A 24,240-nucleotide genomic window follows, 5' to 3' on the forward strand; every position below is an offset into this window, starting at 1 on the left:
GCCAGGGATGGGATTGGCGCCTCGGTGCAGCCGCGGGGCCATGCCGTCATCTTGCACGCCAGGCTCCATCGAAGGACGGAGTCTGGCGCGACGACGCGGAGGCCATGCTGATTCGGCACCCGCACCGGCGGCATGATGCAAAACCGTGAATTGTAGCGGCGTCGGGCACAATCCGGGCATGGCTTTCCCTTCTTGCGGCCGCGCCCTGCCGGCCTTGATTTCCTCCATCACCCTGGCCCTTGGCCTGGGCGCTGCCGGCTCTGCCCAGGCAGAAGATTTCTACCTCAAGGCCGGTGTCGGCCGGGTGCGCGCCAGTGGCATGAGTGACGCCTCGCTGAGTGCTGAGCTCACCTTGGGCCTGCCCCTGCGTCGCGAGCTGGCCGTGGAAATCAACCATGTGCGTGTGCTGGACGTCGGCAGCTGGTTTGACGACCAGACCGGGCCGGCCCGGCGTGTTTTCTCCTCTCACACCGGTGCCGCGCTGGCCTACCACTACAAGCCCAATCCCAGCGTCCGCCTGGACGCCCGCCTGGGTGTGGGGACCACCCAGCGCGACGGCAGCGACAGCACCATTTCAGGCGACAGCCTGTGGGAGCTGAGCCCCGGGGTGGGCATCAGCGGTCAATTGCGCCGTGACCTGCGCCTGGGCCTGGAGCTGCGGCGCTACTGGCGCAGTGAGGTCAACCTGCTGGGGGTGAGCGGCAGCTGGCTGTTCTGAGCCCAAGGCCCTCGCGCTTGCCTCATCCCCCAGCCGACCTGCCGTGAACCCGCCACGCCCTGAGAAGGATTTTCCGCCGGCCGACGCCGGCGCCACGCCGGAATGGCTGGCCACGGTGGAGCCGCCGCCGGGCCGCAGCCGGCGCCAGCGCCTGGTGATCTTGGGGGTGACGGTGGCCACGGTGGCTGGTCTCTGGGGCTTGCTGCTGTGGCAGCCGGGACGCGCCCATTGGCCGCGCTTCATCCCCGTGCCGAACTGCTCGGCCAGTGCCGTCGCGGCGGCTGAGACCGGCTGCGTGGGTGGCCGCCAGGAGGTCCTGCTGCTGCCGCCCTCCGCGGCCGTCGACGCGTCGCTGCCGCCGGACGACCGGCAGCCTTGAGCTGACACAGGGAAATCGTCAGGCCATGAGCGCCACCTACCTGCACGCCCCGTACAAGGACCGCGAACGCGTCAAGGCACTGGGGGCCCGCTGGGACCCGGTGCGTCGGCAGTGGTATGTGCCGGCCGGGCGTGACCTGGCCGCCTTCAGCGCCTGGTTGCCCGCCGTGGCTGGCGCGCCTCCGAGGGAGCCGGCGGCGGCTAGCATGGCACTGGTGGGGGCAGAACCGGCGGCGCCCTGGGACGCCACAGCAGCGCCGGCCCCCTCCGCGGGGCGGGATGTGTCCGCGCCAGAGCGTTCATCCGGTGCGCTCGAGGCCCATCGCGGTCAATCCCTCTCGGCCTTGATGGCCGCGGTGGCCGCCAGCGTGGCGCAGTCGTTCCGGCAGGCGGCCTGGACACGGGTGGAGGTGGTCAAGGCGGATGTGCGGCGCGGACATGTGTACCTGGAGTTGGCCGAACGCGATCCGCAGGGCCAGGTCCTGGCCCAGGCGCGGGGCATGGTTTGGGCCGACACCGCACAGCGCCTGTTGCCGCGCTTCGAGCAGGCCACCGGCATGGTCATGGGCGCTGGGCTGAAGCTGCTGGTGCGGGCCCGTCCGCAGGTGCACGGCCTCTATGGCCTGAGTCTGGTCATCGAAGACCTGGATCCCGACTACAGCCTGGGTGATTTGGAAGCCCGCAAGCGCGAGATCCGCCAGCAGCTTCAGCGTGAGGGCTTGTGGGACGCCCAGCGACGCCTTGCCCCTCCCTGGGACTTCACGAAGGTGCTGGTGGTGGCCCCCGAAGGGGCAGCAGGTCTGGGCGACTTCCGGGCCGAGGCCGACCGACTGGCTGCCGCCGGTGTCTGCCACTTCGACTATGTGCACAGCCGCTTCCAGGGCGAAGGCGCCGCGGCGGAGATCGTGGCGGTCCTGGAAGACGCCCTGCGGCGGCGCACGCAGGACGGTGCGCCGCTTTGGGATGCGATCGCGCTGATCCGGGGCGGCGGTGCCGTCAATGACCTGGCTTGGCTGAACGACCTGGCGCTCGCACGTTGCCTCTGCCAGCTGCCGGTGCCGGTGTTCACCGGCATCGGCCATGAACGGGACCGCTGCGTGCTCGATGAGGTGGCGCATCTTGCCTTTGACACCCCGTCCAAGGTGGTGCTGGGCATGGTCCAACAGATACGGCTGCGTGTCCAGGAGGTCCGCGCTGCGATGCAGGCGGTGGCCCTGCTCGCGCGCCGGCGGCTGGACGGCGCCCGCCAGGGGTCCCGACAGCAGTGGCAGGGCTTGCAATGGCAGGCGGGGCTGCAACTGGTGCAGGCCCGTCAGCAGGTCCCGGCCCTGATGCAGTCGGTCCGCGCAGGCGCTCAGGCCCAGGTGATGCAGGCCCGTGCCACCAGCCGGCAGCGCCGTGACGAGGTGGGCTGGCAGGCCGTGGCGCAGTGCCGGCAGGCGCGTGAGCGGGTGCCGCAGGCGCTGGCACAGGTGCGGGAGGCCGCGCGTGAGCAGTTGATCCAGGCCCGACAGCACACCCAGGCCCTGTTGCGCGAGGTGACAGGCCAAGGGCCGGAGCGCACCCTGGCCCGAGGTTTTGCCGTGGTGCGCGACGCCGCCTCTGGTCAGGTGTTGACCCGGGCGGCTGAACTGACACCGGATCGGACCGTGCTCCTGCAGTATCAGGACGGGGGCGTGCCTGCGACCATCACCGGGCCGATGGCGGCGCCCTCCCTGGCGGGCGCGTCCACGGCGGCACCCTCCACTACATCCAAGCCGCGGCGGGTGCGCCGCCCGGCCACCGGCCCACAGGACACGCCATGAACCCCAAGACCTTCAAGGACGCCTACGCCGTGCTGCAGCAGCATGCCGAAACCTTGCGCAGCCAGCGCGAGCCCAACATCGACGACCTGCTGCGCATCGTCACCGAGTCGGTGGCCGCCTACCAAACCTGTCAGGCCCGCATCGAGGCGGTGGAGAAGGCGCTGGACAGGGCCTTGGGTGAGGCGGGCCTGGAGACCGGCCACCGCGACGACGGCGAGCCGGGCTGAGACCTGGCCGGCCGGGCAGGGCAGGCGGACTGCGCCTCTCCCGGTCCGGACATGAAAAAGCCTGCCCTGGGGCCGGCTTGTCGATGTGCGCACCTCCAGAGAACCCGGAGGCGGGCGGCACTTCAGTCGTCGTTGCCGCCGAAGATGCCCAGCAGGGACAGCAGCGACTGGAACACGTTGTAGATGCTCAGGTACACGCTCAGGGTTGCGGTGATGTAGTTGGTCTCCTCGCCGTCCTGCACGCGCTTGAGGTCGTACAGGATGAAGGCCGAGAAGATGCCGATGGCCAGGACCATCAGGGTGATCATCAGCGCGCTCGACTTCAGGAACACGTTGGCGATGCCGGCCACCATCAGCATGATGGCGCCGATGAACAGCCACTTGCCCATGCTGCTGAGGTCACGCTTGATGACCGTCGACAGCGTGGCCATGCCCAGGAAGATCAGGCCGGTGCCGGCGAACGCCGTCATGATCAGGCTGGCGCCGTTGGACAGGCCCAGCACCGCACCCACCAGGCGCGAGAGCATCAGCCCCATGAAGAACGTGAAGCCCAGCAGCACCGGCACGCCGGCCGCCGAGTTCTTGGTGCGCTCGATCGCGAACATGAAGCCGAAGGCGCCGGCGAAGAACACGATCATGCTCACCAGGGGCGACATGGCCGTGGCCAGTCCGGTGGCCACGCCGATCCAGGCGCCCAGCACTGTGGGCACCATGGACAGGGCCAGCAGCCAGTAGGTGTTGCGGAGCACGCGGTTGCGCTGCTCCACCGAGGGTACGCTCTGCGCGTACGCGGCGGCAAAAGAGTCAAACGAGTGGTTCATGGCGGACTCCGAGGTTGCAGTTGCGGGCGGGAATGTAGCGAAACTTTCGCTATGTTGCTTGGAGGAGCCTTGCGGCTCCAGGTTCCGTGGACGTGCGTTCAAACCTTCTCGGCCAGCGTGCCCGACTCCTCGGCGAGCAGCTTGCGCTTGGATCGAGCCCGAATGTTCAGAAACTCGACGACCAGAGAGAAAGCCATGGCGGCGTAGATGTAGCCCTTGGGCACGTGGGCATCGAAGGCCTCGGCGGTCAGGGCCATGCCCACCATCACCAGGAAGGACAGGGCCAACACCTTGACCGACGGGTGGCGGTCGACGAAGTCACCGATGGGCTTGGCGGCCAGCAGCATCACCCCCACGGCGGCCACGACAGCAGCCACCATCACGCCGATCTGGTCGACCATGCCCACAGCCGTGATCACCGAATCCAGCGAGAAGACGATGTCGATGATGCCGATCTGGACGATGGTCGCCAAGAACAGCTTCTTGCCGCTGGCCTTGACAGCCGCCGGGTCAGACTCGGGCGGGCCGCCCTGTTCGCGTGCCTCGACCTCCACAAAGATCTCATGCGAAGCCTTCCACAGCAGGAACAGGCCGCCCAGCAGCAGCACCAGGTCACGGCCGCTGATGCCCTGGCCCGCCACATGGAACAGGTCGGCCGTCAGGCCCATCACCCAGGACAGCGACAGCAGCAGCGCCAGGCGCGAGACCATGGCAAAGCCCAGGCCCAGACGGCGGGCCTTGTCACGCTGATCCGGCGGCAGGCGGCCGACCAGGATGGAGATGAAGATGATGTTGTCGACGCCCAGGACGATTTCCAGGGCGGTGAGCATCGCAAAGGCGATCCAGATGTTGGGGTCGAGTAGAAAGTCCATCGTGTGACTCTAGCGAAGAGGTGGGGTCGGGTAAATTCGAATTTGCATTCGAGTCGATCAGGAAAAATCGAATGGTTCGCCGTTGGCGACAAACCGAGTGGACAGATTGCACCGGATCAGGGCCTTGAATTACAAGCACTTGTACTACTTTTGGGCCACAGCCAAGGCTGGAGGCATTCTGCGTGCCAGCCAACAGCTGCATGTGACACCCCAGACCTTGTCCTCACAAATTAAGCTGTTGGAGGACGAGTTGGGCTGCGCCCTGCTGCGCCGTGTGGGCCGGGGGTTGGAGCTGACTGAGGCCGGCCTGGTGGCCCAGGACCACGCCGACCGCATCTTCAGCCTGGGTCAGTCGCTGCAGGCAGCCCTGGGGCAGACCCAAGGGGCCGCGGCCGCCATCACCTTCCGGGTGGGCGTCGCCGATGCGGTGCCCAAGTCCATCGCCTACCACCTGCTGGAGCCGGCGCTGGCGCTGGACCAGGCGGTCCGGCTGCTGTGCCGCGAGGGCAAGAAGACCGACCTGCTGGGCCAGCTGGCAGTGCACCAGCTGGACCTGGTGATTGCCGACGCGGCGATGGACCAGCGGCTGAGTGTCAAGGCCTTCAGCCACCGCTTGGGCAGCACGGCCATGGCCTGCTTTGCCGCGCCGGTGCTGGCGCAGCGCTTGGCGGGACAGCCCTTTCCCGCCTGCCTGGAGGGCGCACCGCTGCTCATCCAGGGCATGGGTTCGGCCATGCGGCAGCGGCTGGATCTCTGGCTCAGTGAGCAGGCGTTGCGCCCCCAGGTCATCGGTGAGTTTGACGACGATGCGCTGCTCAAGGCCTTCGGGGCCCAGGGGCGGGGGGTGTTCTTTTCGGCTGCAGTGCTGGAGCAGGAGACCTGCGCCCAGCATGGCGTCCGCGTGCTGGGTCATGTCGAGGCACTGCAGGAGGAGCTCTTTGCCATCTCGGTGGAGCGACAGATCAGCCACCCCTGTGTGGCCGCCATCACCGCCCAGGCCCGCCAGGCGCTGATGGCGGCGCCTTGACGCTGGCACGCCGGTTTCTCCGCCACAGTTTCCCCAGTCCTCACCCGATTCGCCCATGAACACCTCCTGTGATGCTGATGACCGCAAGCTGCCGGCGGCGGGGCCGACCCTGAGCTATGTGCTGCAGGACTGGGGGCCGCCCGGTGCCCGCCCGCTTGAGGGGGTGCTGCACCCGGGCCTGCAACTGGTGTTGGGGGGCGAGGGCCGTGGCAAGACCCGGCTGCTGCGTCTGCTGGCAGGTGCCGATCCGCTGCCGGCGGCTTGCACGCTGCACCCGGCGCCCTGGCCTGCCTTCCTCTCTGACCTGGAGGAGGAAGGGCTGCGTGCGGTGGTGGCCGCCGAATGGCTGGGCCGGCATGCGGCGCAGCCGGGCTGGCGCGCCAAGGTGGCCAGCGCCCTGCTGGAGGCGCTGGGTCTGCAGGACCATCTGCTCAAGCAGGTCCACATGCTGTCGACCGGCACCCGGCGTAAGCTGGGTTTGGTGGCTGCCGCTGCGGGCACGGCCCGGCTGGTGTTGCTGGACCAGCCCCACGCCGCGCTGGACGCGCGTTCCTGCCGGGTGCTTGACGAGCTGCTGGCCGAGGCGGCCCAGGAATCCCACCGTTGCTGGGTCGTGGCGGACTACAGCTGCCCTGAACGGCTGCAGGGCCTGCCCGGCGTGCGGGTGCTGGACTTGGGGGATTGAGCCCGGCGCGTGTCCGCCGCCGTCGCCCTGGGGCCTGCCCGGCTGGCAGCCAAGCTGGCCTCAGGCACACTTGCGCCCGTGCGAGCTGTACCTGCCCTGATTTCCTTGAGGCGCCCCACCTGGTCTGGCCTGTGGCTGGCCCTGCTGGTGCTGGTGCCTGCCCTGGTGGGTGGCCTGTTGGGCTACCGCTGGAGCGAACGCGCTGGCCTGTCCCAGCTGGCCTCCGTCACCGGGGAGCGTCTGGCCCTCTACGCCGCCACATTGGAGTCGGAGCTGGCCCGTTTTGCCTATCTGCCCAGTCTGGTGGCGGCCGAGCCGGACATCGAAGCCCTGCTGTTGCAACCGGCTGATCTGCGGCGCCGTGAGGAGGCCTCGCGCAAGCTGGTGCGCATCGCCGCGCGGGCCGGCGCCAGTGGGATCCTGATCTTGGCCGACGACGCCGGCGCCGAGCCCGAAGTGCTGGCCTCCAGCCTGCGGGGCGGGGCGGCGGGGCAGGATGCACTGCCGCCGCGTGCCTTGCAAGCCCTGCTTCGCGACGGACCCCGCGACTATTTCGCGGCCAACGACGCTGACGGCACCACCGACTATTACTTTGTGCAGGTGGTGCAGCGCCAAGGCCGGCGTCTGGGGCAGGTGGTGGTACGGGTCAACCTGGCGCCGCTGGAGGCCACCTGGATTGACCTGGGCCTGCGCACCCAGAGCGAGCGCCTGCTGGTGATCGACGAGAACGAGGTGGTCGTGCTGTCGTCCGTGCCGGCCTGGAAGTACAAGACCACCGGTGCCCAGGCCGTGCGCGAGGACACCGGCCGCTATGCGGCGGCCTCGCTGGCACCGCTGGATTGGCAGGAGGTCCAGGAGCTGGAGCCTGGCGTGCGCCTGTTGGCCCTGGCCGCCCCCGATGGCCGCAGCATCCAGCGGCAGGTGGCGCAGGAGCGCACCATCGTGCCGCTGGGGGCGCGGCTGCTGGCGCTGTCGGATCCCTCCGAGGTGCAGCGCCTGGCCCGTCATGCGGCTTGGGGCGGTGCGGCCGGCGGTGCGCTGCTGGGGCTGCTGGCCCTGTACGGCCTGCACCGGCGGCGCAGCATGCGCCAGTTGCTGGCGGCCCGCAACGCGCTGCAGCAGGCCCATGACCAGCTGGAGGCCCAGGTCGACGAGCGCACCTGGCAGTTGCGCAGCGCCAACGAAGAGCTGACCCGCCAGATCGCCCAGCGCGAGGAGATGGAAGGCGAGCTGATCCAGGCGGGCAAGCTGGCGGTGCTGGGCCAGATGTCGGCGGGCATCTCGCACGAGATCAACCAGCCCCTGACCGCCCTGCGCGCCCTCTCGGGCAACGCCCTGCAATTCCTGGAGGCCCAGCGCCTGCGCGAGGTGGCCGGCAACCTGCGCATGATCGACGAGATGGCCGAGCGCATGGGCCGCATCGTGGGGCAGCTCAAGTCCTTTGCCCGCAAGGAGGGCCTGAGCCACCAGCCGGTGGTGCTGTCCCAGGCGGTGCGCAACGTGGTGCTGATGCTGGGACACCGGCTGCGCGAGCAGCCGGTGGACCTCCTGGTCGAGGTGCCGGACGACCTACAGGTGCTGGGCGACCTGCACCGGCTGGAGCAGGTGCTGCTCAACTTGATGGGCAACGCGCTGGACGCTCTGCGTGGCGTGGCGCTTCGGCGGCTGGAGGTCCATGCCGAACTCAGCGGCCAGCGGGTGCTGGTACAGGTGCGTGACAGCGGTCCCGGCTTGAGCGAGCTGCAGTGGGCCCGGCTGTTCGAGCCGTTCTTCACCACCAAGGGAGCTGGCGAAGGCCTGGGACTGGGCCTGGTGATCTCCTCCAAGATCGTGGCGGAGTTCGGCGGCAGCCTGCGGGCCTTGCGGCCGGTGCCGGGGCAGGGCATGGTGTTCGAGTTCGACCTGCCCTGGGCGCAAGGTTCGGTGCGGCCGTCGCTGCCGGGCGAGCTGCTGGGTTGAAGCCTGAAGCCGCACCGGCAGCGCCGTTGTGCGGCCCGCGACGGGGGTTTACCGGTACAGCCGCGGGTCGCTGGCGTCGGTGGGGTTGGCCACCACGCGCTTGAGCGCTTCGCTCATGGGCATCTGCAGGTTGATGCCCTTGGGGGGGATGGGCGACTGGAACCAGTTGCGGTAGAGGGCGTGGATCGCACCACTGCGGAACAGGTCCACGATCACCCCGTCCACCAGGCGCTTGAACACCGCGTCGTCGCGGCGCAGGCCAATGGCATAGGGCTCCACGGTCAGCGGCTCCTCCACGATCTGGTAGGCGGCGGCCTCGGGTTGGGTGGCGATCATGCTCTTGAGCAGCACATCATCCATGGCAAAGGCCACGGCCCGGCCGGTGGCCAGCAGCCGGAAGGCTTCGAGGTCGTCGAGTCCAGCCAGGATCTTCATGCCCAGCTGTCGGCTCTCGTTGGTGGTGTGCAGGAACTGGATGCTGGTGGTGGCCACCGTGGTGGCCACGGGCTGGCCGCGCAGGTCTTCCAGGCCGCGGATCGAGCTGCCGGGGCGCACCATCAACCGGCTGGCCGCCACGAAGGTGGTCACCGAGAAAGCCACGCTCTTGTTGCGTTCAGCGGTATTGGTGGTGACGCCACATTCCAGGTCCACCGTGCCGTTGGCCAGCAGCGGCAACCGGGTGGCCGAGGACACTGCCATCAGCCGCACATCCAGTGTGGGCATGGCCAGGCGGCGCCGCACCTCATCGACCACCCGCAGGCAGATGTCGATGGAGTAGCCGATGGGTTGGCGCTGGCGGTCCAGGTAGGAGAACGGCGGCGAGGAGTCGCGGTAGCCCAGGGTGATGACCCCGGCATCGCGGATCTTGGCCAGCGCGGGGGAGCTTTGGATCGGGTCTTCTGCGCGCCCGGCCGCCGTAGCGGCCCAAGCAGGCCAGGCGGCTCCCAGGCAGAGCGCCACCAGTCCCCAGTGCGCCAGACGTCCGCGCCGGCGGGCGCACGGCGTCGGGAAACGGCGGCGGAGGCTGGCGTGTGCAGGGGCGGGCGGCATGGGCGGCGGGCAGGCAAAGACGGACGGCCGGCAGCATACCCGCTGGCGTCGCGCCCCCGAGGCCTTTGGGGGCAGCGTTTGCCCGCAGCTCAGGTCCCTAAGGGGGTCAGAGCGGCGGCTTGAGCATCGCCAGCGCCACGATGGCGCCCACAGCGGTGGCGCTGGCGGCCGTCCAGCCCAGGCGCACGCCAGGGGCCAGCCCCGGGCGCAGCGCCTGCCGGCCCAGCAGGATGTAGGCCACCAGCAGCAGGAGCTTGGGCACCAGCCAGGGCGCGGCGGGCCCGGGAAACTGACGGCTCAGCACCATCAGGGTGAGGCCGGCCAGCAGCAGGCCGGAATCGACCACGTGAGGCAGCCAGCGCAGCGGCGTCCAGCGCTGGCGCCAAGCCGCTTGCCGCCAGGCCAGGAGGGCGCGCAGCCCGAACAGGGTCACGCTCAGGGCGGCCAGCCCCATGTGCAGGTGCTTGAGGAGCAGGTAGCTCATGCTGGAGGTGGGCGCGGGTCCGCCAGGGTGGAGGACAGGCGGTGGCCCTCAGGCCTCGGGGGGGGCGGGACGAACCGCAGCACGCACGCGTGTCCGGGTGCGGGGCTGCGGCGGTGCCACGGTGGCGGTGCCTGCCCGCTGGCGTGGCAGCACGTCGGCCAGGGTCCGCCGGTCCAGGGCCGTCAGAAAGCCGCGCAGCGCCTCATCGAAGACGCCGGCCAGGCGGCACTGGCCGGTCAGCAGGCAATGGCGCTCGTTGGGTCCGGTGACGGGTGGGCTTGCCGGGGCGCCCATGCATTCCACCAGCTGGAAATCGGGCTCCACGCTGCGCACAAAGGCGCCCAGGTTGATCTCGGCCGGCGGGCGGGCCAAGGTCATCCCGCCCCCCTTGCCCCGCACGGTGGTGATCCAGCCGGCCAGGCCGAGCTGGTGGGTGATCTTCATCAGGTGGGCCTCGGACAGCCCATGCGCCTGCGCGACCTCGGCAATGGTGCACAGCCGTGCGGGATGGCCGCCCAGGTACATGAGCAGGCGCAGGGCGTAGTCGGTCATCGCGGTCAGGCGCATGTCGGCTCCGGGGAGGGTTTGGGGAAAGAGGGGGTCAGCCAGGCTGACCGTCGGCGCGTGGACGCCACAGCCAGGGAGCGTAGCGCACCAGGAAGAGGCCGAAAGCCAGGGCCCAGGCCACGCTGGAGGCGCCGACGGCCAGGGGCAGCCACCCCGGTGCGGCCAGCGGCAGCGCCACCCGCAGCAAGGCGGCCAGCGTGATCAGGAGGTAGGCCGTGGTTTCCAGGGCTCCGGCCCGCAGCGCGCGGCCGGTGTGGCCCAGGGCGGTGCGGGTCATCATGCCCAGGGTCATGGTGCCCAGGGTCCCCACCGTCAAGGCGTGGACGGCCAGGCCTGGCGTCACCAGCCCGGCCCAGGCCCCCAGGCGCAGGGCCAGGTGAACGCACAGCCAGGCGTAGGCCAGGTGCAGGACCCAGACCAAGGGTTGACGGCCGCTCTTCCAGCCTTGCCACAGGACCAGCCGCAGCCCGTGTGTCGCCAGGGCCAGGCCCAGCATCAGCGCCTGCAAGGGCGCCCAGTGGGGCGTGGGCACCAGGGCCTGGAGGGCATCGGCGGCCCCCAGGCCCAACAGGCTGCCCAGCGCCAGGCGTTCCAGCGGCGGATGGCGGGTGGCCCGCAAGCCGGGCACGCCGTTCTGGCTGAACATGGGAATCACCCGGCCGCCCATCACGGCGATCATGAACAGCAGGACGTCCAGCGCCAGGGGCACCGCCAACGTGGCGGTCACGGCTCCGGCGCCCAGTGCACTGGCATGCAGGCTGGCGGCCGCCACGGCCAGGCCCAGCAGCAACAGGACGAAGAAGTGGTTGCGCCGGTGGGGGCCGCGGTGCAAGGCGCGGCCCAGGCCCCAGGCGGCGGCCAGGGGCACCGCCACGTTGGCCACGGCGGCAGCCCACGGCCAGGGGCTCCACATCAGCACCCGGGCGGCCACCCAGAGGGCGGCCAGGGCCATCAGGGGGCGCCCGGTTGGCGTGGGCTGGCCCGACCAATGACGGCCGGCGGTGAAGAGGAAACCGATCACCACGGCCAGGGCAAAGCCGAACACCATCTCGTGGGCATGCCACAGCGGGCCCGCCAGCACCGGGTGGGGCAGCAGCCCCAGGAATTGGGCAGCCCACAGCGGTACCGACACCACGGCCTGCAGGCCCGCCAGCTGGTAGAAGGGCCGAAAGCCCAGGTCCCACAGCGCCAGCCGGTCCGCCGGCGGAGCGCGGCGGATCTCCTCAATCTGGATGAACTGGGTGGCCATGGTGCTTGAAGATGAATATTTGATGACTCTTATTGTGACCTTGGTCGCCGCTATAAGCAAACTATGAAGTGAATCTTATGGCGGCCCAATCAGCAGCTGTGGGGCGGATGGGGGCCGGCGCGGCCTCACCAGGCCAGGGACAGCACCTCGCCGTTTCCCAAACGCGTCTGGGTGAAGAAGTCTTCGGCGCTGACGCCGTCGAGCAAGTGGCGCAGGCAGCGCACCACAAAACCATGGCAGACCACCAGCACGGCCCCCGGGCTGCCCTGCGCCTGGGCGAGGGCGGCTTCGGCGCGCAGGGCCTGCAGGCCTTCGGCCACGCGGTCCACCACCGCCTGCACCGCCTCGGCGCCCTCCGGGCTCCGGTCCCAGCGCCACGCGACCTGGGCGCGGGCCGCCTCGGGATGCCGCGCCAGGGCTTCGGCTGCGGTCAGCCCCTCGAAGATCCCGAAGTCCCGTTCCCGGAAGCGGGCGTCCAGCACCACCTCCAGCCCCAGGGCCTGGGCCAGCGGTGCGGCCGTCTGCCGTGCCCGCAACTGGGGTGAGCAGACGATGCGCCGCAGCCGGGGCAGGGCGGAAGGGGTGTCGGCCGGGCGCCAGCGCGCCGCCAGGGCGTCGGCCTGGGCCAGACCCAGGGCGTTGAGCGGGGGATCGAGCCGGCCTTGCCAGCGTTCGTCGATGTTGAGATCGGTCTGACCGTGGCGGGCGATCCAAAGTGGTGGCAGCGGGGAGGGGGACATGGCTGGGGGTGGTGGGTGGGCCATCGGAAAGGCGTCAGGCGCCGTCGGCGCGGGGGCGGCAGGTGCTGCTGTGCCAGGGGTCAGAGCACGTCGCGCAGGACCTGCACGGTGTCGGTGAGGGCGGGCAGCAGCCGCTCGACCGCCTCAGCCAGCGTGGCGTTCTGCATGGGCAGGGTGGCGCCCAGGGCGCCCACGCAGTCGCCCCGACGGTCCTTGACCGGCATGGCGACACCGCGCAGGCCGGGGGTGAGCTGCTGCTCGGTGCACCAGTAGCCCATTTCACGGGCCTGGCGCACGCTGGTCATGAACGCCTCGGGGTCGGTGGTGGTGCGGGGCGTGAAGGCGGAGAACTCATGCTCGGCCACCCACTGCTGCAGACGCGACTCCGCCCAGGTCGACAGGATGGCCACGCCGGGTGTGACCACATGGGCAGGGACCCGCGCGCCCACCGGAAAGCCGATGCTCATCACCCGGCTGCTGACCGAGCGGGCCACATAGACCACCTCATGGCCGTCCAAGACGCTGAAGTTGTAGTTCTCGCCGTTGTCGGCCGCCAGCCGCTGGACAAAGGGCTGCACCAGCCGCGGCAGACGGGCCGAGCCCAGGTAGCTCTGGCCCAGGCGCAGGATGCGGGGTGAGAGCCAGAAGCGCTTGCCGTCGGTGTCGGCATAGCCGAAATGCACCAGGCTCAGCAGGTAGCGCCGCGCCGCGGTGCGGGTGATGCCCGCCCGGGAGGCCGCCTCGGAGGCGGTCAGCCGGGGGTGGTCGTCATCAAAAGCCTCGATGACCCGCAGGCCCTTGCCCAGGCCCTCGACGATGTCGGTGCTGGCGATCTCCATGGTGGACGCGATGGTGCCATGGCCGCGAAGGCCTCCGCACCCTGGTGCTCAGGACTTTCCCCAAAAATGATCGCTTTACGCGCACTGTGCGCGATAGTCGCGCAAATTCGGGTCTTCCGCCTTGTCACCGGGGGCTGCGCTGCCTATCGTGCGGCGCAGCCCAGGCCCGTTGCCGCATGTTCCGCCATGGCGGCCGGGTCGCCCCAAGAGGCTGATCCCATCTGGAGACAAGCGCCATGTCCATCGTCCGCCGCTCATTGCTCGCCCTGGCCGCCACGGTCGCCCTCAGCGCACCGCTGCTGGCCCACGCCCAGTCGGTCAAGATCGCCAACATCGTCGAGCTGTCCGGGGCTGGTGCCACGGCCGGCACCAACTTCAAGAACGGGGTGGAGCTGGCCCTGCGCGAGATCAACGCTGCCGGGGGCATCCTGGGCAAGAAGATCGAGTTCTCCTCGCTCGACACCCAATCCAACCCCGGCGTGGCCAAAGGCCTGACCCAGAAGGCGGTGGACGACGGCGTGTTCGCGGTGATGGGGCCGGTGTTCTCGGGCTCCATCATGGTCAGCATGACTGAGACCCAGCGTGCCGAGGTGCCCAACTTCACCGGCGGCGAGGCCGCGGCCATCACCCAGAAGGGCAACCCCTACATCTTCCGCACCAGCTTCACCCAGACCACCGCGATGCCCAAGGTGGCGCGCTACATCGCCCAGGGTCTGAAGGCCAAGACGGTGGCGGTGATCTTCGTGAACAACGACTTTGGCAAGGGCGGGCGCGACAGCATTGCCAAGGCGCTGGCCGCCGAGGGTGTGAAGGTGGTGGCCGACATTTCCACCGATTCCGGTCAGGTGGACTTCTCGGCGCCGGTGCTCAAGGCCAAGCAGGCCAATGCCGACGCGATCTTTGTCTACACCAACGAGGAAGAAAGCGCCCGCGCCCTGCGCGAGCTGCGCAAGCAGGGCGTGAACAAGCCCATCGTGGGGGAGACCACGCTGACCGGCCAGAAGGTGATCGAACTGGCCGGTGACGCCGCCAACGGCGCCACCGCCCACGTCGGCCTCACGGTGGATGCGCCCAATCCGAACATGCTGCGCTTCAAGGCCAAGTACTACCAGGCCTACGGCTACATCTCCGACCACAACGGCATCAAGGGCTACACCGGCATGTACGTGCTCAAGGCCGCCATCGAGAAGGTCGGCAAGTTCGACCGTGTGGCGGTGGCCAAGGCCCTGCATGGCCTGAAACTGAGTGCTGCACAGCACCCGGGCGTGTTGATGGATGTGGCCTTTGACCACAACGGGGACCTCGACCGAGAGAGCTACATCGTCGAGGTGCAGGGCGGCCGCCAGGTGGTCAAGGCCGTGCTGCCGCCGCTGGGTGCTGTGAAGTAAGCCCGTCCGAGGCCGGGGCGGGGGGCCGTGCCCTCTGGGTGCCTGCGGCCTGACGCCCTCCGGGCCCACCGACGCCGACGCCCCGCGTCTGCCACCTTGGGGTGGTGGGCGCGGCCCGGCCCGACCGCCTGCGCCCACAGTGGACCGCTGCGATGACCGACTTCCTGCAACTCCTCCTCTCCGGCTGTGCCACCGGCGGCATCTATGCCCTGGCGGCGCTTGGCTTTACCCTGCTCTGGCAGGCCAGCGGCACCATCAACTTCGCCCAGGGCGAGTTCGTGATGCTGCCGGCCTTCTTGATGCTGGGCTTCGGCTTCGCCGGCCTGCCGCTGCCGCTGGCCTTTCTGGCCACCTGCGTGCTGGCGGTGGCCGTGCTGGGTTGGGCCTTCAAGCGCGGCGTGGCCGACCCCCTGTTGCGCCACGGCCTGATGCCGGTGGTGGTGGCCACCATCGGCCTGGCCATCGCCTTGCGCAACGGCGTGCGCGCCGGCTACAGCGCCGAAGCCCATCCGTTCCCCTCGCTGTTTGCCGACCGCCTGTTCACCGTGGCCGGTGTCAACGTCACCCTGGCGGATCTGGGCACCCTGGCGCTGGCGCTGGCGCTGGTGCTGGCCACGCAGGCCTTCCTCAACCGCACGGTCACGGGCCGGGCCATGCAGGCGGTGGCCCAGAACACCGAGAGCGCCACCGTGCTGGGCATCAACGTGCCTCGCATGGTGTTCTATGTGTTTGCGCTCAATGCCCTGCTGGCCACGGCGGCGGCGCTGCTGGTCACGCCCACCTACCTGGCCAAGTTCGACATGGGTGAGGGCCTGGGCACCAAGGCGTTCTTCGCCGCCATCATCGGCGGCTTCAACAACTCGCGCGGTGCCCTGCTGGGCGGGGTGATCGTGGGCGTGGCGGAGAACCTGGCCGCGGCCTATATCTCCCCGGCCTACAAGGACGCCGTGGCGCTGCTGCTGTTCATGGTGGTGATCCTGTTCAAGCCCGAAGGGCTGATGGGACGCAAAGAGATCCGCAAGGTCTGAGCGACCGCCTCGGAAGGAACTTTGACATGACATCCTCCAAACTCGCCAAGGCGGGCGGCTGGGTGGCGCTGGTGCTCCTGCTGGCCGTGCCCCCGCTGCTCAAGAACTATGGTGTCTACCTGTTCACCTATTGGCTGGTGTTTGTCATCGCCACCATGGGGCTGAACCTGACGGTGGGCTATGCCGGACAGAAGAGCCTGGGCCATGCCGCCTTCTTCGGCATCGGCGCCTACACCGTGGCCATTGGCCTGCAACATGGCTTGAGCTTCTGGGTGGGCCTCCCGCTGGGCATGACCATCTGTTTCGTGACCGGCCTGCTGCTGGGCTTTCCAGCCCTTCGGGTACAGACCATCTACCTGGCCTTTGCCACCCTGGGCTTTAACACCGCGGTGTGGCTGGTGATGCGCAACGAGGAGTGGCTCACCGGGGGCACCTTTGGCATCAACGGCATCACCCGGCCCACGCTGGCCGGACTGTCCCTGAACGGCCCGCTGGCCTACTACTACCTGGTGCTGGCGGTGGCGCTGGTGCTGGCCGGCCTGTTGTGGGGACTGCTGCGATCGCCCTGGGGCAAGGCCTTCACCGCGCTGCGTGACAACCCCATCCGCGCCGAGAGCCTGGGGATCCACATTCAGCGCTACACCCTGCTGGCCTTTGCCATCGGTGCGGCGTATGCGGGGGCCGCCGGCGCGCTGTTCGCCTGCCTGGTGGAGTTCATCGAGCCCGCCCCCTTCACGGCGGGCGCCTCCATCATGATGTACCTGATGGTGGTGCTGGGCGGGCCAGGCTACTTCCTCGGCCCGGTGCTCGGCTCTGCGGTGGGCGTGCTGCTGCCCGAGTGGCTGCGCTTTGCCCAGGGTTGGTACCTGTTCGTGTTCGGCACGGCGGTGGTGCTGCTGATGCTGTGGCTGCCCGACGGCCTGCTCTCCATTCCCGACCGCCTCAAGGCCCGTCGCCAGGCGCGTGAGGCCTCCGTGGCCCGCGCCGCGGCGGCGGCCCAACACCCCCATTCGCAGGGAGACCGGGCATGAGCGTCGCCAAGCCCCAAACCGACGCGCCGCTGCTGCGCGTGAGCGGTCTGAAAAAGGCCTACGGCGCCATCCAGGCCGTGGGCGGTGTGAGCTTCGAGGTTCGACCGGGCGAGATCTTCGGTGTCATCGGGCCCAACGGCTCGGGCAAGACCACGCTGTTCAACAGCGTTCTGGGCCAGATCACCCCCGATGAAGGCCGGATCGAGCTCCAGGGCCGCGACATCACCGGCCTGTCGCCCCGGGCGCTCAACCACCTGGGCGTGGGCCGTACCTTCCAGACCCTGCAGGTCTTCGGCAAGATGACCGTGCGTGACAACCTCATCGTCGCCGCGCAGGAGCACCACGGCACGCTGCTGAGCCGCCTGTTCGCGCCGGCCGACTCGGGCCTGAGCGACAAGGCCGATGCGCTGATCGACCTCTTCCGCATCCGGCACGTGGCCGACAAGAAGGCCGGTGAATTGAGCTACGGCCAGCAGAAGCTGGTGGACATCGCCATGGCCTTCATGAGCGAACCCGCGTTGGTGCTGCTGGATGAGCCCTGCGCCGGCGTCAACCCCAGCCTGGTGGGCGGCATCAGCACCCTGCTCAAGGACCTCAACCGCCGCCAGGGTGGCAGCTTTGTGGTCATCGAGCACAACATGGACTTCGTCATGGACCTGTGCCACCGCATCCTGGTGATGGTGGAGGGGCAGGTGATGGCCGTGGGCACGCCCGATGAGATTCGGGCCAACAAGCAGGTGCTGGACGCCTATCTGGGCAGTTGAAGGAGACGGCCCCATGAGCCTGAACATCCCGGCCCAGGACGTGGCCATCGAATTCCGCAACGTCGTCGCCGGTTACGGCGACTTCATGATCCTCAACCGCCTCAACATGCGGGCGCGGCGCGGGGCCATCACCCTGCTGATCGGGCCCAACGGCGCGGGCAAGTCCACGGTGCTCAAGACGCTGTTCGGCCTGCTCAGGGTGCGCGAAGGCAGCGTGCTGCTGGAGGGGCAGGACATCACCGGGGCCGCGCCCAAGGACTTGCTGGTGCGGCACGGCATTGCCTTCGTGCCCCAGGGCCGCAACCTGTTTGGCCAGCTCACGGTCCACCAGAACCTGGAGCTGGGCGGCATCACCCTGGGCATGAAGACCACGCACGAACGCATCCCCGAAGTGCTCCGGCGCTTTCCGCGCGTGCAAGAGCGCCTCCACAGCCAGGCCTCGGCCCTCTCCGGCGGTGAGCAGAAGCAGCTGGAGATCGCCCGCGCCATGCTGCTGCGCCCCAAGGTGCTGCTGATTGACGAGCCCTCCATCGGCCTGTCGCCCTTGGTGGTGGCGGATGTCTTCCGCCTGCTGCGCGAACTGACCGCCCAAGGCACCACCGTGCTGATGGTCGAGCAGAACGTCAAGAGCGCACTCAAGATCTCTGACGAGGCCATCGCGCTGGAATCGGGCCGCCAGGTGCTGCACAAACAGGCCGACGAACTGCTGGCCGACCCGCACATCGAACGGCTGTTCCTGGGCGGTGCCCACGTCGCTGCGCCGGCGGCCGCCGGCGCCTGAGCAGCCCGTTCCCGCCCCCTCCCGCCAGGAGCACCACATGCTTCAGATTGCCCTCTCCGGCGCCGGCCAAGTGGGCCGGGAACATGCGCGCCGCCTGGCGCCGGCGGTCGGGGCCGCCATGGGCGCCCGGCTGCACAGCGTGGTCGACCCCAGCCCCGCCGGGGCCGCGCTGGCCGCCGAGCAGGGCGTGCCCCACCACCGCAGCCTGGATGAGCTGTTGGCCGCACCGCTGCCTGACGCCGTGATCCTGGCCACGCCCAACGACCTGCACGTGCCCCAGGCCCTGGCCCTGCTGCGCCGCGGCGTGCCGGTGCTCATCGAGAAGCCGGTGGCCCACGACCTGGCCGCTGGTCAGACCCTGGTGGAGAAGGCGCGCCAGAGCGGGGTGCCCGTGCTGGTGGGGCACCATCGCCGCCACAGCGCCTTGCTGCAGGCCGCCAAGGCCAGCGTGGTGGCCGGTGAGCTGGGGCGGCTGGTGGCGGTCAACACCACCGTGCTCTTCCATAAGCCCCGCGCCTATTTCGAGGCCGCCTGGCGAACCCAGTCCGGGGGCGGCCCCATCCTGATCAACCTGGTGCATGAACTCGACACCCTGCGCTGGCTGGCCGGTGAGGTGGTGGCGGTGCAGGCCCGGGCCGGCCACGCCCAGCGCCATCTGCCGGTGGAAGACAGCGCGGCGGTGCTGCTGGAGTTTGCCAGCGGTGCCCTGGGCACGCTGATCGTCTCCGACAGTGCTGCCTGTGTGCGCAGCTGGGAACAGACCAGCGGCGAGAATCCGGCCTACGCCCGCGACGACAGCCAGGACTGCCTGCTGCTGGCCGGCACCCGCGGCAGCCTGGCCGTGCCCACCCTGACCCGCTGGCAGGTGGAGCAGGGTGCGGAGGCCAGCTGGAACCAGGCGATGCGGCGAGACCGCCTGAGCGTGGCGCCGCTGGATCCGCTCACCGCCCAGCTCCAGCACTTCGTCGAGGTCGTCAAGGGACGGGCCGAACCGCTGGTGCGGGCCGACGATGCCCTGGCCAGTCTGCGTCTGTGCCTGGCCGTGCACGAGGCCAGTCGCTCGGGCCAGGTGGTGCGTCTGGCCCATGTCCAGGCCGGTGTGCCCTAACCTGCCGGCCCTCGTTTTCAAGGAGGCTGGCGCGGGTCAACCGGCGCTGGGGCGCGGGGAGCGCGGTCCGTCGCCGGTGCGCTGGCTTCCTTTTTTCATTTCCCCGTTCCGTTTCGGCTTTGCCACGCCATGCCCAAGAACATCCACATGCCCACCTCTCCCACTGTCGCTGAACCTCTTGCCCGGACCGGCCTTGGCGATCGCCGCCGGCAACTGCTGGGGCTTTCGGCCCTGCTGCCCTGGCAGGCCCTGGCCCAAGGGCTGCCGGCCAGCGGTGGCACCGCGCCTGCCAAGACCGTGGCCCCGGGCGGCCCGCCGCTGGCGCTGGCGGGCGTGCTGGAGCTCAGCGGGCCGGGCATCGTCGCCGGCACCAACTTCCGCAACGGCATCGAGATGGCGGTGCGTGACATCAACGAGGCCGGAGGCGTGTTGGGCCGACCGCTGAGCTTCAGCGTGCAGGACACCCAGTCCAAGCCTGAGGTGGCGCTCAAGCTGGTCACTGCAGCGGTGGAGTCTGGCGCGCCGGCGGTGCTGGGGCCAGTGTTCTCCGGCTCCATGCTGGTGGCCATGGAGGCCACGCGCAACCCGGCCGTGCCGCACCTCACCGGGGCCGAGGCGGCGGCAGTGACCGAGAAGGGGCACCCCTCGGTGGTCCGCACCGCCTTCACCCAGGCCATCGGCATTCCCAAGATGGCGCTCTACCTGGCGCAACGCTCAGGGGTGAAGAAGCTGGCTGTGCTGCATGTGAACAACGACTTCGGCAAGGGGGGGCTGGAGGTGCTGCGCAAGGCGCTGGCCGGCTCCGGCTGCGAGGTGCTGGGCGCGGTGTCGGTGGAGCAGGCGCAGGAGGACATGTCTGCCGCGGTCAAGCAGCTGCTGGGCCTGCAGCCCGACGGGGTCTTTGTCTACACCAACGAGCTGGAGTCGCCCCGTGTTCTCAAGGAGCTGCGCCGCCAGGGCTGGAGCAAGCCGGTCTATGGCGAGACCACGCTCATCGGCCAAAAGGTGATCGAGCAGGCCGGCGAGGCGGCCAACGGCGTCATCGCCCACGTGGGCCTGCCGGTGGACGCGCCGCTGCCGGCCATCCGCCAGTTCCGCCAGCGTTATGAGGCCCACTACAAGACGACCCCCGACCACAACAGCCTCAAGGGCTACTCTGGGGTGTGGGTCTACAAGGCGGCGGTGGAGCGGGCCGGCCGGGTCGATCGGGCGGCGGTGGTGGCCGCGCTCAAGGGCCTGAAGGTCAGCACCCACAAGCACCCCGGCGTGCTGCTCTACACCGAGTACGACCAGAAGGGCGATCTGGACCGCATGAGCTTCCTGATGACCGTCAAGAACGGGCAGCAGGAGGTGATGGACTTCCTCTCCACCCTGTCGATGGGCCTGAGCGGCACGGGCAAGCGCTGAGACGGGGCCGCGACCGCGCTTGGCATCGCCGCGGCCTCGGGCAGGGCACCTCAGAGCACGCTGCGCAGGGTCTGGGCGGTTTCCAGCAAGGCCGGCACCAGGCGGGCCTCGACCTGCTCGGCGGGCCAGTGGGCGCTCTGCAGCGTCATGCCCAGGGCGCCTTGGCAGTCGCCGTGGCGGTCGCGCAGCACGGTGGCCACGCCGGTCAGGCCCGTGTCGAGCTGGCCGACGGAAATCCAGTGGTCCTGCTGGCGGGCGCGGCGCACTTGATCGCCGTACACCTGGGCGCTGTCCGGCGTGGCGGCGGTGAAGCCGGCAAACGGGTGTTCGGCCAGCCAGCGCTGCAGTGCTGGCTCGTCCAGCGTGGCCAGCAGCACCACGCCGGGACTCACCACATGCGCCGGCACCCGCGCCCCGGCGTGAAAGCCGATGGACACCACCCGTGGGCTGTTGCTGCGCGCCACGTACACCACCTCGTGGCCGTCCAGCACGCTCACGTTCACCGTCTCGCCGGTGGCCATGGACAGGCGCTGGATGAAAGGCTGCACCAGGCGCGGCACCCGGGCCGCCTCCAGGTAGCTGCGGCCCAGGCGCAGCACGCGCGGCGTCAGCCAGAACAGCTTGCCGTCGGTGGCGGCGTAGCCGAAGTGGCACAGGCTCAGCAGGTGGCGTCGCGCCGCGGTGCGCGGTATGCCGGTGCGCTCGCTCACTTGGCCCACCGTCTGCCGCGCGTGCTCATCGTCAAAGCACTCGATCACGGCCAGGCCGCGTCCCAGGCCGGCGATCAGGTCGGCCGCCTCAATCGGGAATCCCGCGTCACCGGGCAAGCGGGCCGGGAAGGTGGGTTCAGGGTTATCCATAGGATCATCCGGTGATCGGATACGATCGTCCGATTATCGGTCATTTTGTCGCGAAGATGCCTTGTGGCCCGGGTGCCGCCTTCCTACAGTGCGTCTCCATACTTCTGCGGCCTTCGGTCCTCAATCGTGAACATCTCTGGCACAACACGCGTCTTCATGGTGGCGGGCGATCCCGTCCGCCAGGTGCAGGCGCCGGCCATCTTCAACCGCATCTTCCAGCGCCATGGCGTGGACGCTGTGCTGGTCCCCGCCCAGGTGCCGGCAGCGCATTTCTCCACCTTCGCCCGGGCGGTGCTGGGTGCCGACAACATCCAGGCGCTGTGGCTGACCATTCCGCACAAGACCACGCTGGTCGATGAGCTGGGCCGCATGGACACCGCTGCCCGCGTGGCGGGCGCGGTCAATGCCGTGCGCCGCGGCGCCGACGGCCAGTTGGAAGGCGCATTGTTCGATGGCGAGGGACTGGTATCGGCCCTGCACCATTGGCAGCTGGCCCCGACCGGCCAGCGCGTGCTGCTGGTGGGGGCGGGGGGCGCCGGCGCCGCCATCGCCGTCGCCCTCGTGGCGGCGGGGGTGTCCGAGCTGCGGGTCCGCGATGCCGATCCGGGCCGCGCCGCCCGCTTGCTTCAGCGCCTGCAGGCCCACGCCTGGCCGGCCAGTGGCACCGGCCCCCGGCTCACCGTGTGGGATGGCCACGCCCCGTTGAATGACGTGGACCTGGTGATCCACGCCACCCCGCTGGGCTTGCATGCCGATGACCCGCTGCCGCTGGAGGTGGCCGATCTGCGCCCTGGTGCCGCGGTGGTGGACATCCTGATGAAGCCCCAGGCCACGCCGCTGATGCGCGCTTGCGCCGAGCGCGGCCTGACCGTGCACCCTGGCTTTGAGATGCTGGTGCAACAGGTGCCCGACTACCTGCGCTTTGTCGGCCTGCCTGAGCTGGCCGGCACTTTGGCCCAGGACCTCTCCGAGGTGCGCCGCCACCTGATGACGGCACCGCCGGGCTGAGCCCGCGCTGCACCGGTTCCCCGCCGTGCCCACCGCCCGCGCCATCCGCAGCGTGGGTCAGGGGGCGCCATTTCCTGCGTTCCCTCAACCTGTCTGGAGACATGCCCGTGACCCCGTCCTATCCCCGCACTTTCCGTCCCGCCCGCCGCCTGGGCCTGATGGCCGCCGTGGCCCTGGCTGCGGCCGGCGCCTTGGGCAGCCTGCCGGCCCTGGCCAACGACGACATCCAGGTGCGCACCATCAAGTTCCCCTCAGCCAGCAACAAGGGCCATCCGCAGGTGATGGGTGTGGAGCGCTTTGCCGAGTTGGTGGCCAAGAAGAGCGGCGGCAAGATCACCGTCAAGAACTTCCCTGGCGGCACCCTGGGCCCGGACCTTCAGGTGGTCTCGGCCATGCAGGGCGGCACGGTGGAGATGAACGTGATGAACGCCAGCCTGCTGGCCGGCAACGTCAAGGAAATGGCCATCTTTGACTTCCCCTTCCTGTTCGCCAACACCAAGGAAGCCGACGCCGTGGCCGACGGTCCGGTGGGCAAGAAGCTGCTGGACAAGCTGCAGGAACGTGGCCTGGTGGGCCTGGCCTACTGGGACCTGGGCTTCCGCCAGATCCACACGGCCAAGCGCCCCATTGCCAAGGCAGATGACTTCAAGGGGGTGAAGATGCGCGTCATCCCCACCCCGCTGTACGTGGACTTCATGAAGGCCCTGGGCGCCTCCCCGGTGCCCATGCCTTTCACCGAGACCTACACGGCGCTGGAGCAGGGGGCCATCGACGGCATGACCAATCCGCTGCTCAACATCCTGGATGGCAAGTACAACGAGGTCAGCAAGTACCTGACGCTGACCCACCACATGTACACGCCACAGGCGGTCATCGTCAGCAAGAAGTTCTGGGACAAGCTCTCCGCCACCGAGCAGAAGATCCTGCGCGAGGCGGCGCAGGAGACCGCGGTGTACCAGCGCCAGGTGGCCCGCGAGGCCGCGGCCAAGGTGCTGACCGAGTTGCGCAAGCTGGGCATGCAAGTCATCGAGCTGCCGGCAGAAGAGCAGGCCAAGCTGCGTGAGCGCGCCAAGCCCGTGCTGGCCAAGTACACCCAGGAGCTGGGTGAGCCGCTGGTCAATGAGGTGATGGCCGAGATCGCCAAGGCCCGCGCCGCCAAGTAAGCCGGGCGCCCGCGCTCTCCGTGCGCCCTGGGAGGGGGCCGCCGGGGAGCGTTTTCATTTCAGGCGGCCGGCCCCCTGCCGCCGCGGAGACACGAGACGATGGACAAGCTTCTCAAACGCTACTGCCAGGCCCTGGAATGGGCGCTGGTGGGCCTGCTGGCGGTGATGGTGGTGCTGGTGTTTGGCAACGTGGTGCTGCGCTACGCGTTCAACTCGGGCATCACGGTGAGCGAGGAGCTCTCGCGCTGGGCCTTTGTGTGGCTGACCTTCCTGGGGGCCAT

26 protein-coding genes are annotated in these 24,240 nt (G+C 69.4%); 17 read left to right on the plus strand and 9 right to left on the minus strand.

All coding sequences use genetic code 11. The features are described from left to right. Positions 1 to 178: 178 nt before the first annotated feature. Genes G3A44_RS17680 through xseB form a run of 4 tightly spaced genes read left to right on the plus strand, consistent with a single transcriptional unit; the run spans position 179 to position 3,128 of the window. A complete protein-coding gene (locus G3A44_RS17680) occupies positions 179 to 718 on the plus strand; it encodes a porin family protein (protein WP_163459078.1) in 540 nt (179 codons plus the stop codon). A gap of 43 nt (positions 719 to 761) precedes the next feature. After that, the gene (locus G3A44_RS17685; RefSeq protein ID WP_163459079.1) at positions 762 to 1,097 is read left to right on the plus strand and encodes a hypothetical protein; all 336 of its coding nucleotides are present in this window, start codon (positions 762 to 764) and stop codon (positions 1,095 to 1,097) included. 25 nt (positions 1,098 to 1,122) lie between these two features. After that, positions 1,123 to 2,901, plus strand: coding sequence for an exodeoxyribonuclease VII large subunit (gene xseA, locus G3A44_RS17690; RefSeq protein WP_163459080.1), 1,779 nt, complete (start codon positions 1,123 to 1,125; stop codon positions 2,899 to 2,901). After that, positions 2,898 to 3,128, plus strand: coding sequence for an exodeoxyribonuclease VII small subunit (gene xseB / locus G3A44_RS17695; RefSeq protein WP_163459081.1), 231 nt, complete (start codon positions 2,898 to 2,900; stop codon positions 3,126 to 3,128). Before xseA ends, xseB begins: the two co-directional genes overlap by 4 nt. Before the next feature lie 122 nt (positions 3,129 to 3,250). Here the strand turns inward: xseB and G3A44_RS17700 are convergent, their stop codons facing one another. Then, complete coding sequence (locus G3A44_RS17700; protein WP_163459082.1) at positions 3,251 to 3,949, minus strand: Bax inhibitor-1 family protein; 699 nt, start codon at positions 3,947 to 3,949, stop codon at positions 3,251 to 3,253. A gap of 98 nt (positions 3,950 to 4,047) precedes the next feature. Next, positions 4,048 to 4,821 (minus strand): TerC family protein, encoded by a 774-nt coding sequence (locus G3A44_RS17705; protein WP_163459083.1) that lies wholly within the window; start codon positions 4,819 to 4,821, stop codon positions 4,048 to 4,050. Between the two features lie 97 nt (positions 4,822 to 4,918). Here G3A44_RS17705 and nhaR point away from each other — a divergent pair, with 97 nt between their 5' ends. The 3 genes from nhaR (at position 4,919) to G3A44_RS17720 (ending at position 8,492) form a co-directional block, all read left to right on the plus strand. Next, positions 4,919 to 5,848: a transcriptional activator NhaR gene (gene nhaR, locus G3A44_RS17710; RefSeq protein ID WP_310734405.1), complete on the plus strand. Its 930-nt coding sequence runs from the start codon at positions 4,919 to 4,921 to the stop codon at positions 5,846 to 5,848. A gap of 55 nt (positions 5,849 to 5,903) precedes the next feature. Next, complete coding sequence (locus G3A44_RS17715; RefSeq protein ID WP_163459085.1) at positions 5,904 to 6,533, plus strand: ABC transporter ATP-binding protein; 630 nt, start codon at positions 5,904 to 5,906, stop codon at positions 6,531 to 6,533. Between the two features lie 105 nt (positions 6,534 to 6,638). Then, positions 6,639 to 8,492: a sensor histidine kinase gene (locus G3A44_RS17720; RefSeq protein ID WP_163459086.1), complete on the plus strand. Its 1,854-nt coding sequence runs from the start codon at positions 6,639 to 6,641 to the stop codon at positions 8,490 to 8,492. Positions 8,493 to 8,540: 48 nt separating this feature from the next. On the opposite strand, the gene G3A44_RS17725 is transcribed toward G3A44_RS17720, so the two are convergent. From G3A44_RS17725 to G3A44_RS17750, 6 genes are all read right to left on the minus strand, one after another. Continuing rightward, positions 8,541 to 9,452 carry an amino acid ABC transporter substrate-binding protein gene (locus G3A44_RS17725; RefSeq protein ID WP_163459087.1) on the minus strand — a complete coding sequence of 304 codons (912 nt, stop codon included), beginning with the start codon at positions 9,450 to 9,452 and terminating at the stop codon, positions 8,541 to 8,543. 196 nt (positions 9,453 to 9,648) lie between these two features. Continuing rightward, positions 9,649 to 10,026, minus strand: coding sequence for a SirB2 family protein (locus G3A44_RS17730; protein WP_163459088.1), 378 nt, complete (start codon positions 10,024 to 10,026; stop codon positions 9,649 to 9,651). 48 nt (positions 10,027 to 10,074) lie between these two features. Beyond that, on the minus strand, positions 10,075 to 10,593 hold the full coding sequence (locus G3A44_RS17735) for an RrF2 family transcriptional regulator (protein ID WP_163459089.1): 519 nt from the start codon (positions 10,591 to 10,593) through the stop codon (positions 10,075 to 10,077). 34 nt (positions 10,594 to 10,627) lie between these two features. Beyond that, positions 10,628 to 11,842 carry an NnrS family protein gene (locus G3A44_RS17740; protein ID WP_163459090.1) on the minus strand — a complete coding sequence of 405 codons (1,215 nt, stop codon included), beginning with the start codon at positions 11,840 to 11,842 and terminating at the stop codon, positions 10,628 to 10,630. Positions 11,843 to 11,967: 125 nt separating this feature from the next. After that, positions 11,968 to 12,582 (minus strand): histidine phosphatase family protein, encoded by a 615-nt coding sequence (locus tag G3A44_RS17745; protein ID WP_163459091.1) that lies wholly within the window; start codon positions 12,580 to 12,582, stop codon positions 11,968 to 11,970. A gap of 80 nt (positions 12,583 to 12,662) precedes the next feature. After that, on the minus strand, positions 12,663 to 13,421 hold the full coding sequence (locus tag G3A44_RS17750; RefSeq protein WP_163459092.1) for an IclR family transcriptional regulator domain-containing protein: 759 nt from the start codon (positions 13,419 to 13,421) through the stop codon (positions 12,663 to 12,665). A gap of 236 nt (positions 13,422 to 13,657) precedes the next feature. Here G3A44_RS17750 and G3A44_RS17755 point away from each other — a divergent pair, with 236 nt between their 5' ends. The 7 genes from G3A44_RS17755 (at position 13,658) to G3A44_RS17785 (ending at position 20,928) form a co-directional block, all read left to right on the plus strand. Next, positions 13,658 to 14,809, plus strand: a complete 1,152-nt coding sequence (locus G3A44_RS17755) for an ABC transporter substrate-binding protein (protein WP_163459093.1) — start codon at positions 13,658 to 13,660, stop codon at positions 14,807 to 14,809. A gap of 152 nt (positions 14,810 to 14,961) precedes the next feature. Beyond that, positions 14,962 to 15,837 (plus strand): branched-chain amino acid ABC transporter permease, encoded by an 876-nt coding sequence (locus G3A44_RS17760; RefSeq protein WP_163459094.1) that lies wholly within the window; start codon positions 14,962 to 14,964, stop codon positions 15,835 to 15,837. Between the two features lie 26 nt (positions 15,838 to 15,863). Next, positions 15,864 to 16,868: a branched-chain amino acid ABC transporter permease gene (locus tag G3A44_RS17765; protein ID WP_163459095.1), complete on the plus strand. Its 1,005-nt coding sequence runs from the start codon at positions 15,864 to 15,866 to the stop codon at positions 16,866 to 16,868. Beyond that, positions 16,865 to 17,632 carry an ABC transporter ATP-binding protein gene (locus G3A44_RS17770; protein WP_163459096.1) on the plus strand — a complete coding sequence of 256 codons (768 nt, stop codon included), beginning with the start codon at positions 16,865 to 16,867 and terminating at the stop codon, positions 17,630 to 17,632. Before G3A44_RS17765 ends, G3A44_RS17770 begins: the two co-directional genes overlap by 4 nt. Positions 17,633 to 17,645: 13 nt before the next feature. Then, positions 17,646 to 18,413 carry an ABC transporter ATP-binding protein gene (locus G3A44_RS17775; protein ID WP_163459097.1) on the plus strand — a complete coding sequence of 256 codons (768 nt, stop codon included), beginning with the start codon at positions 17,646 to 17,648 and terminating at the stop codon, positions 18,411 to 18,413. Between the two features lie 37 nt (positions 18,414 to 18,450). Further along, the gene (locus G3A44_RS17780; protein ID WP_163459098.1) at positions 18,451 to 19,521 is read left to right on the plus strand and encodes a Gfo/Idh/MocA family protein; all 1,071 of its coding nucleotides are present in this window, start codon (positions 18,451 to 18,453) and stop codon (positions 19,519 to 19,521) included. 147 nt (positions 19,522 to 19,668) lie between these two features. Then, complete coding sequence (locus G3A44_RS17785; RefSeq protein ID WP_163459099.1) at positions 19,669 to 20,928, plus strand: ABC transporter substrate-binding protein; 1,260 nt, start codon at positions 19,669 to 19,671, stop codon at positions 20,926 to 20,928. Between the two features lie 50 nt (positions 20,929 to 20,978). Here G3A44_RS17785 and G3A44_RS17790 read toward each other — a convergent pair whose 3' ends face one another. Then, positions 20,979 to 21,788 carry an IclR family transcriptional regulator domain-containing protein gene (locus G3A44_RS17790; RefSeq protein ID WP_163459100.1) on the minus strand — a complete coding sequence of 270 codons (810 nt, stop codon included), beginning with the start codon at positions 21,786 to 21,788 and terminating at the stop codon, positions 20,979 to 20,981. A gap of 126 nt (positions 21,789 to 21,914) precedes the next feature. Between G3A44_RS17790 and G3A44_RS17795 the strand changes: the two genes are divergently transcribed. From G3A44_RS17795 to G3A44_RS17805, 3 genes are all read left to right on the plus strand, one after another. After that, positions 21,915 to 22,796 (plus strand): shikimate dehydrogenase family protein, encoded by an 882-nt coding sequence (locus G3A44_RS17795; RefSeq protein WP_310734406.1) that lies wholly within the window; start codon positions 21,915 to 21,917, stop codon positions 22,794 to 22,796. Between the two features lie 158 nt (positions 22,797 to 22,954). Further along, positions 22,955 to 23,959 (plus strand): TRAP transporter substrate-binding protein, encoded by a 1,005-nt coding sequence (locus G3A44_RS17800; RefSeq protein WP_163459104.1) that lies wholly within the window; start codon positions 22,955 to 22,957, stop codon positions 23,957 to 23,959. 99 nt (positions 23,960 to 24,058) lie between these two features. Then, on the plus strand, positions 24,059 to 24,240 hold a 182-nt coding region (locus G3A44_RS17805), incomplete at its 3' end, for a TRAP transporter small permease (RefSeq protein WP_163459101.1).

Source organism: Ideonella livida (genome assembly GCF_010499455.1).
GTDB lineage: Bacteria > Pseudomonadota > Gammaproteobacteria > Burkholderiales > Burkholderiaceae_C > Ideonella > Ideonella livida.

Excerpts from the sequence above, each read along its gene's own strand:
- G3A44_RS17800 (WP_163459104.1), top strand. The coding sequence starts at position 22,955 with ATGGCCGCCGTGGCCCTGGCTGCGGCCGGCGCCTTGGGCAGCCTGCCG.
- G3A44_RS17750 (WP_163459092.1), bottom strand. The coding sequence starts at position 13,421 with ATGGAGATCGCCAGCACCGACATCGTCGAGGGCCTGGGCAAGGGCCTG.
- G3A44_RS17770 (WP_163459096.1), top strand. The coding sequence starts at position 16,865 with ATGAGCGTCGCCAAGCCCCAAACCGACGCGCCGCTGCTGCGCGTGAGC.
- G3A44_RS17755 (WP_163459093.1), top strand. The coding sequence starts at position 13,658 with ATGTCCATCGTCCGCCGCTCATTGCTCGCCCTGGCCGCCACGGTCGCC.
- G3A44_RS17740 (WP_163459090.1), bottom strand. The coding sequence starts at position 11,842 with ATGGCCACCCAGTTCATCCAGATTGAGGAGATCCGCCGCGCTCCGCCG.
- G3A44_RS17735 (WP_163459089.1), bottom strand. The coding sequence starts at position 10,593 with ATGCGCCTGACCGCGATGACCGACTACGCCCTGCGCCTGCTCATGTAC.
- G3A44_RS17730 (WP_163459088.1), bottom strand. The coding sequence starts at position 10,026 with ATGAGCTACCTGCTCCTCAAGCACCTGCACATGGGGCTGGCCGCCCTG.
- G3A44_RS17790 (WP_163459100.1), bottom strand. The coding sequence starts at position 21,788 with ATGGATAACCCTGAACCCACCTTCCCGGCCCGCTTGCCCGGTGACGCG.
- G3A44_RS17680 (WP_163459078.1), top strand. The coding sequence starts at position 179 with ATGGCTTTCCCTTCTTGCGGCCGCGCCCTGCCGGCCTTGATTTCCTCC.
- G3A44_RS17765 (WP_163459095.1), top strand. The coding sequence starts at position 15,864 with ATGACATCCTCCAAACTCGCCAAGGCGGGCGGCTGGGTGGCGCTGGTG.
- G3A44_RS17715 (WP_163459085.1), top strand. The coding sequence starts at position 5,904 with ATGAACACCTCCTGTGATGCTGATGACCGCAAGCTGCCGGCGGCGGGG.
- G3A44_RS17775 (WP_163459097.1), top strand. The coding sequence starts at position 17,646 with ATGAGCCTGAACATCCCGGCCCAGGACGTGGCCATCGAATTCCGCAAC.
- G3A44_RS17760 (WP_163459094.1), top strand. The coding sequence starts at position 14,962 with ATGACCGACTTCCTGCAACTCCTCCTCTCCGGCTGTGCCACCGGCGGC.
- G3A44_RS17785 (WP_163459099.1), top strand. The coding sequence starts at position 19,669 with ATGCCCACCTCTCCCACTGTCGCTGAACCTCTTGCCCGGACCGGCCTT.
- G3A44_RS17705 (WP_163459083.1), bottom strand. The coding sequence starts at position 4,821 with ATGGACTTTCTACTCGACCCCAACATCTGGATCGCCTTTGCGATGCTC.
- G3A44_RS17745 (WP_163459091.1), bottom strand. The coding sequence starts at position 12,582 with ATGTCCCCCTCCCCGCTGCCACCACTTTGGATCGCCCGCCACGGTCAG.
- G3A44_RS17780 (WP_163459098.1), top strand. The coding sequence starts at position 18,451 with ATGCTTCAGATTGCCCTCTCCGGCGCCGGCCAAGTGGGCCGGGAACAT.
- xseA (WP_163459080.1), top strand. The coding sequence starts at position 1,123 with ATGAGCGCCACCTACCTGCACGCCCCGTACAAGGACCGCGAACGCGTC.
- xseB (WP_163459081.1), top strand. The coding sequence starts at position 2,898 with ATGAACCCCAAGACCTTCAAGGACGCCTACGCCGTGCTGCAGCAGCAT.
- G3A44_RS17700 (WP_163459082.1), bottom strand. The coding sequence starts at position 3,949 with ATGAACCACTCGTTTGACTCTTTTGCCGCCGCGTACGCGCAGAGCGTA.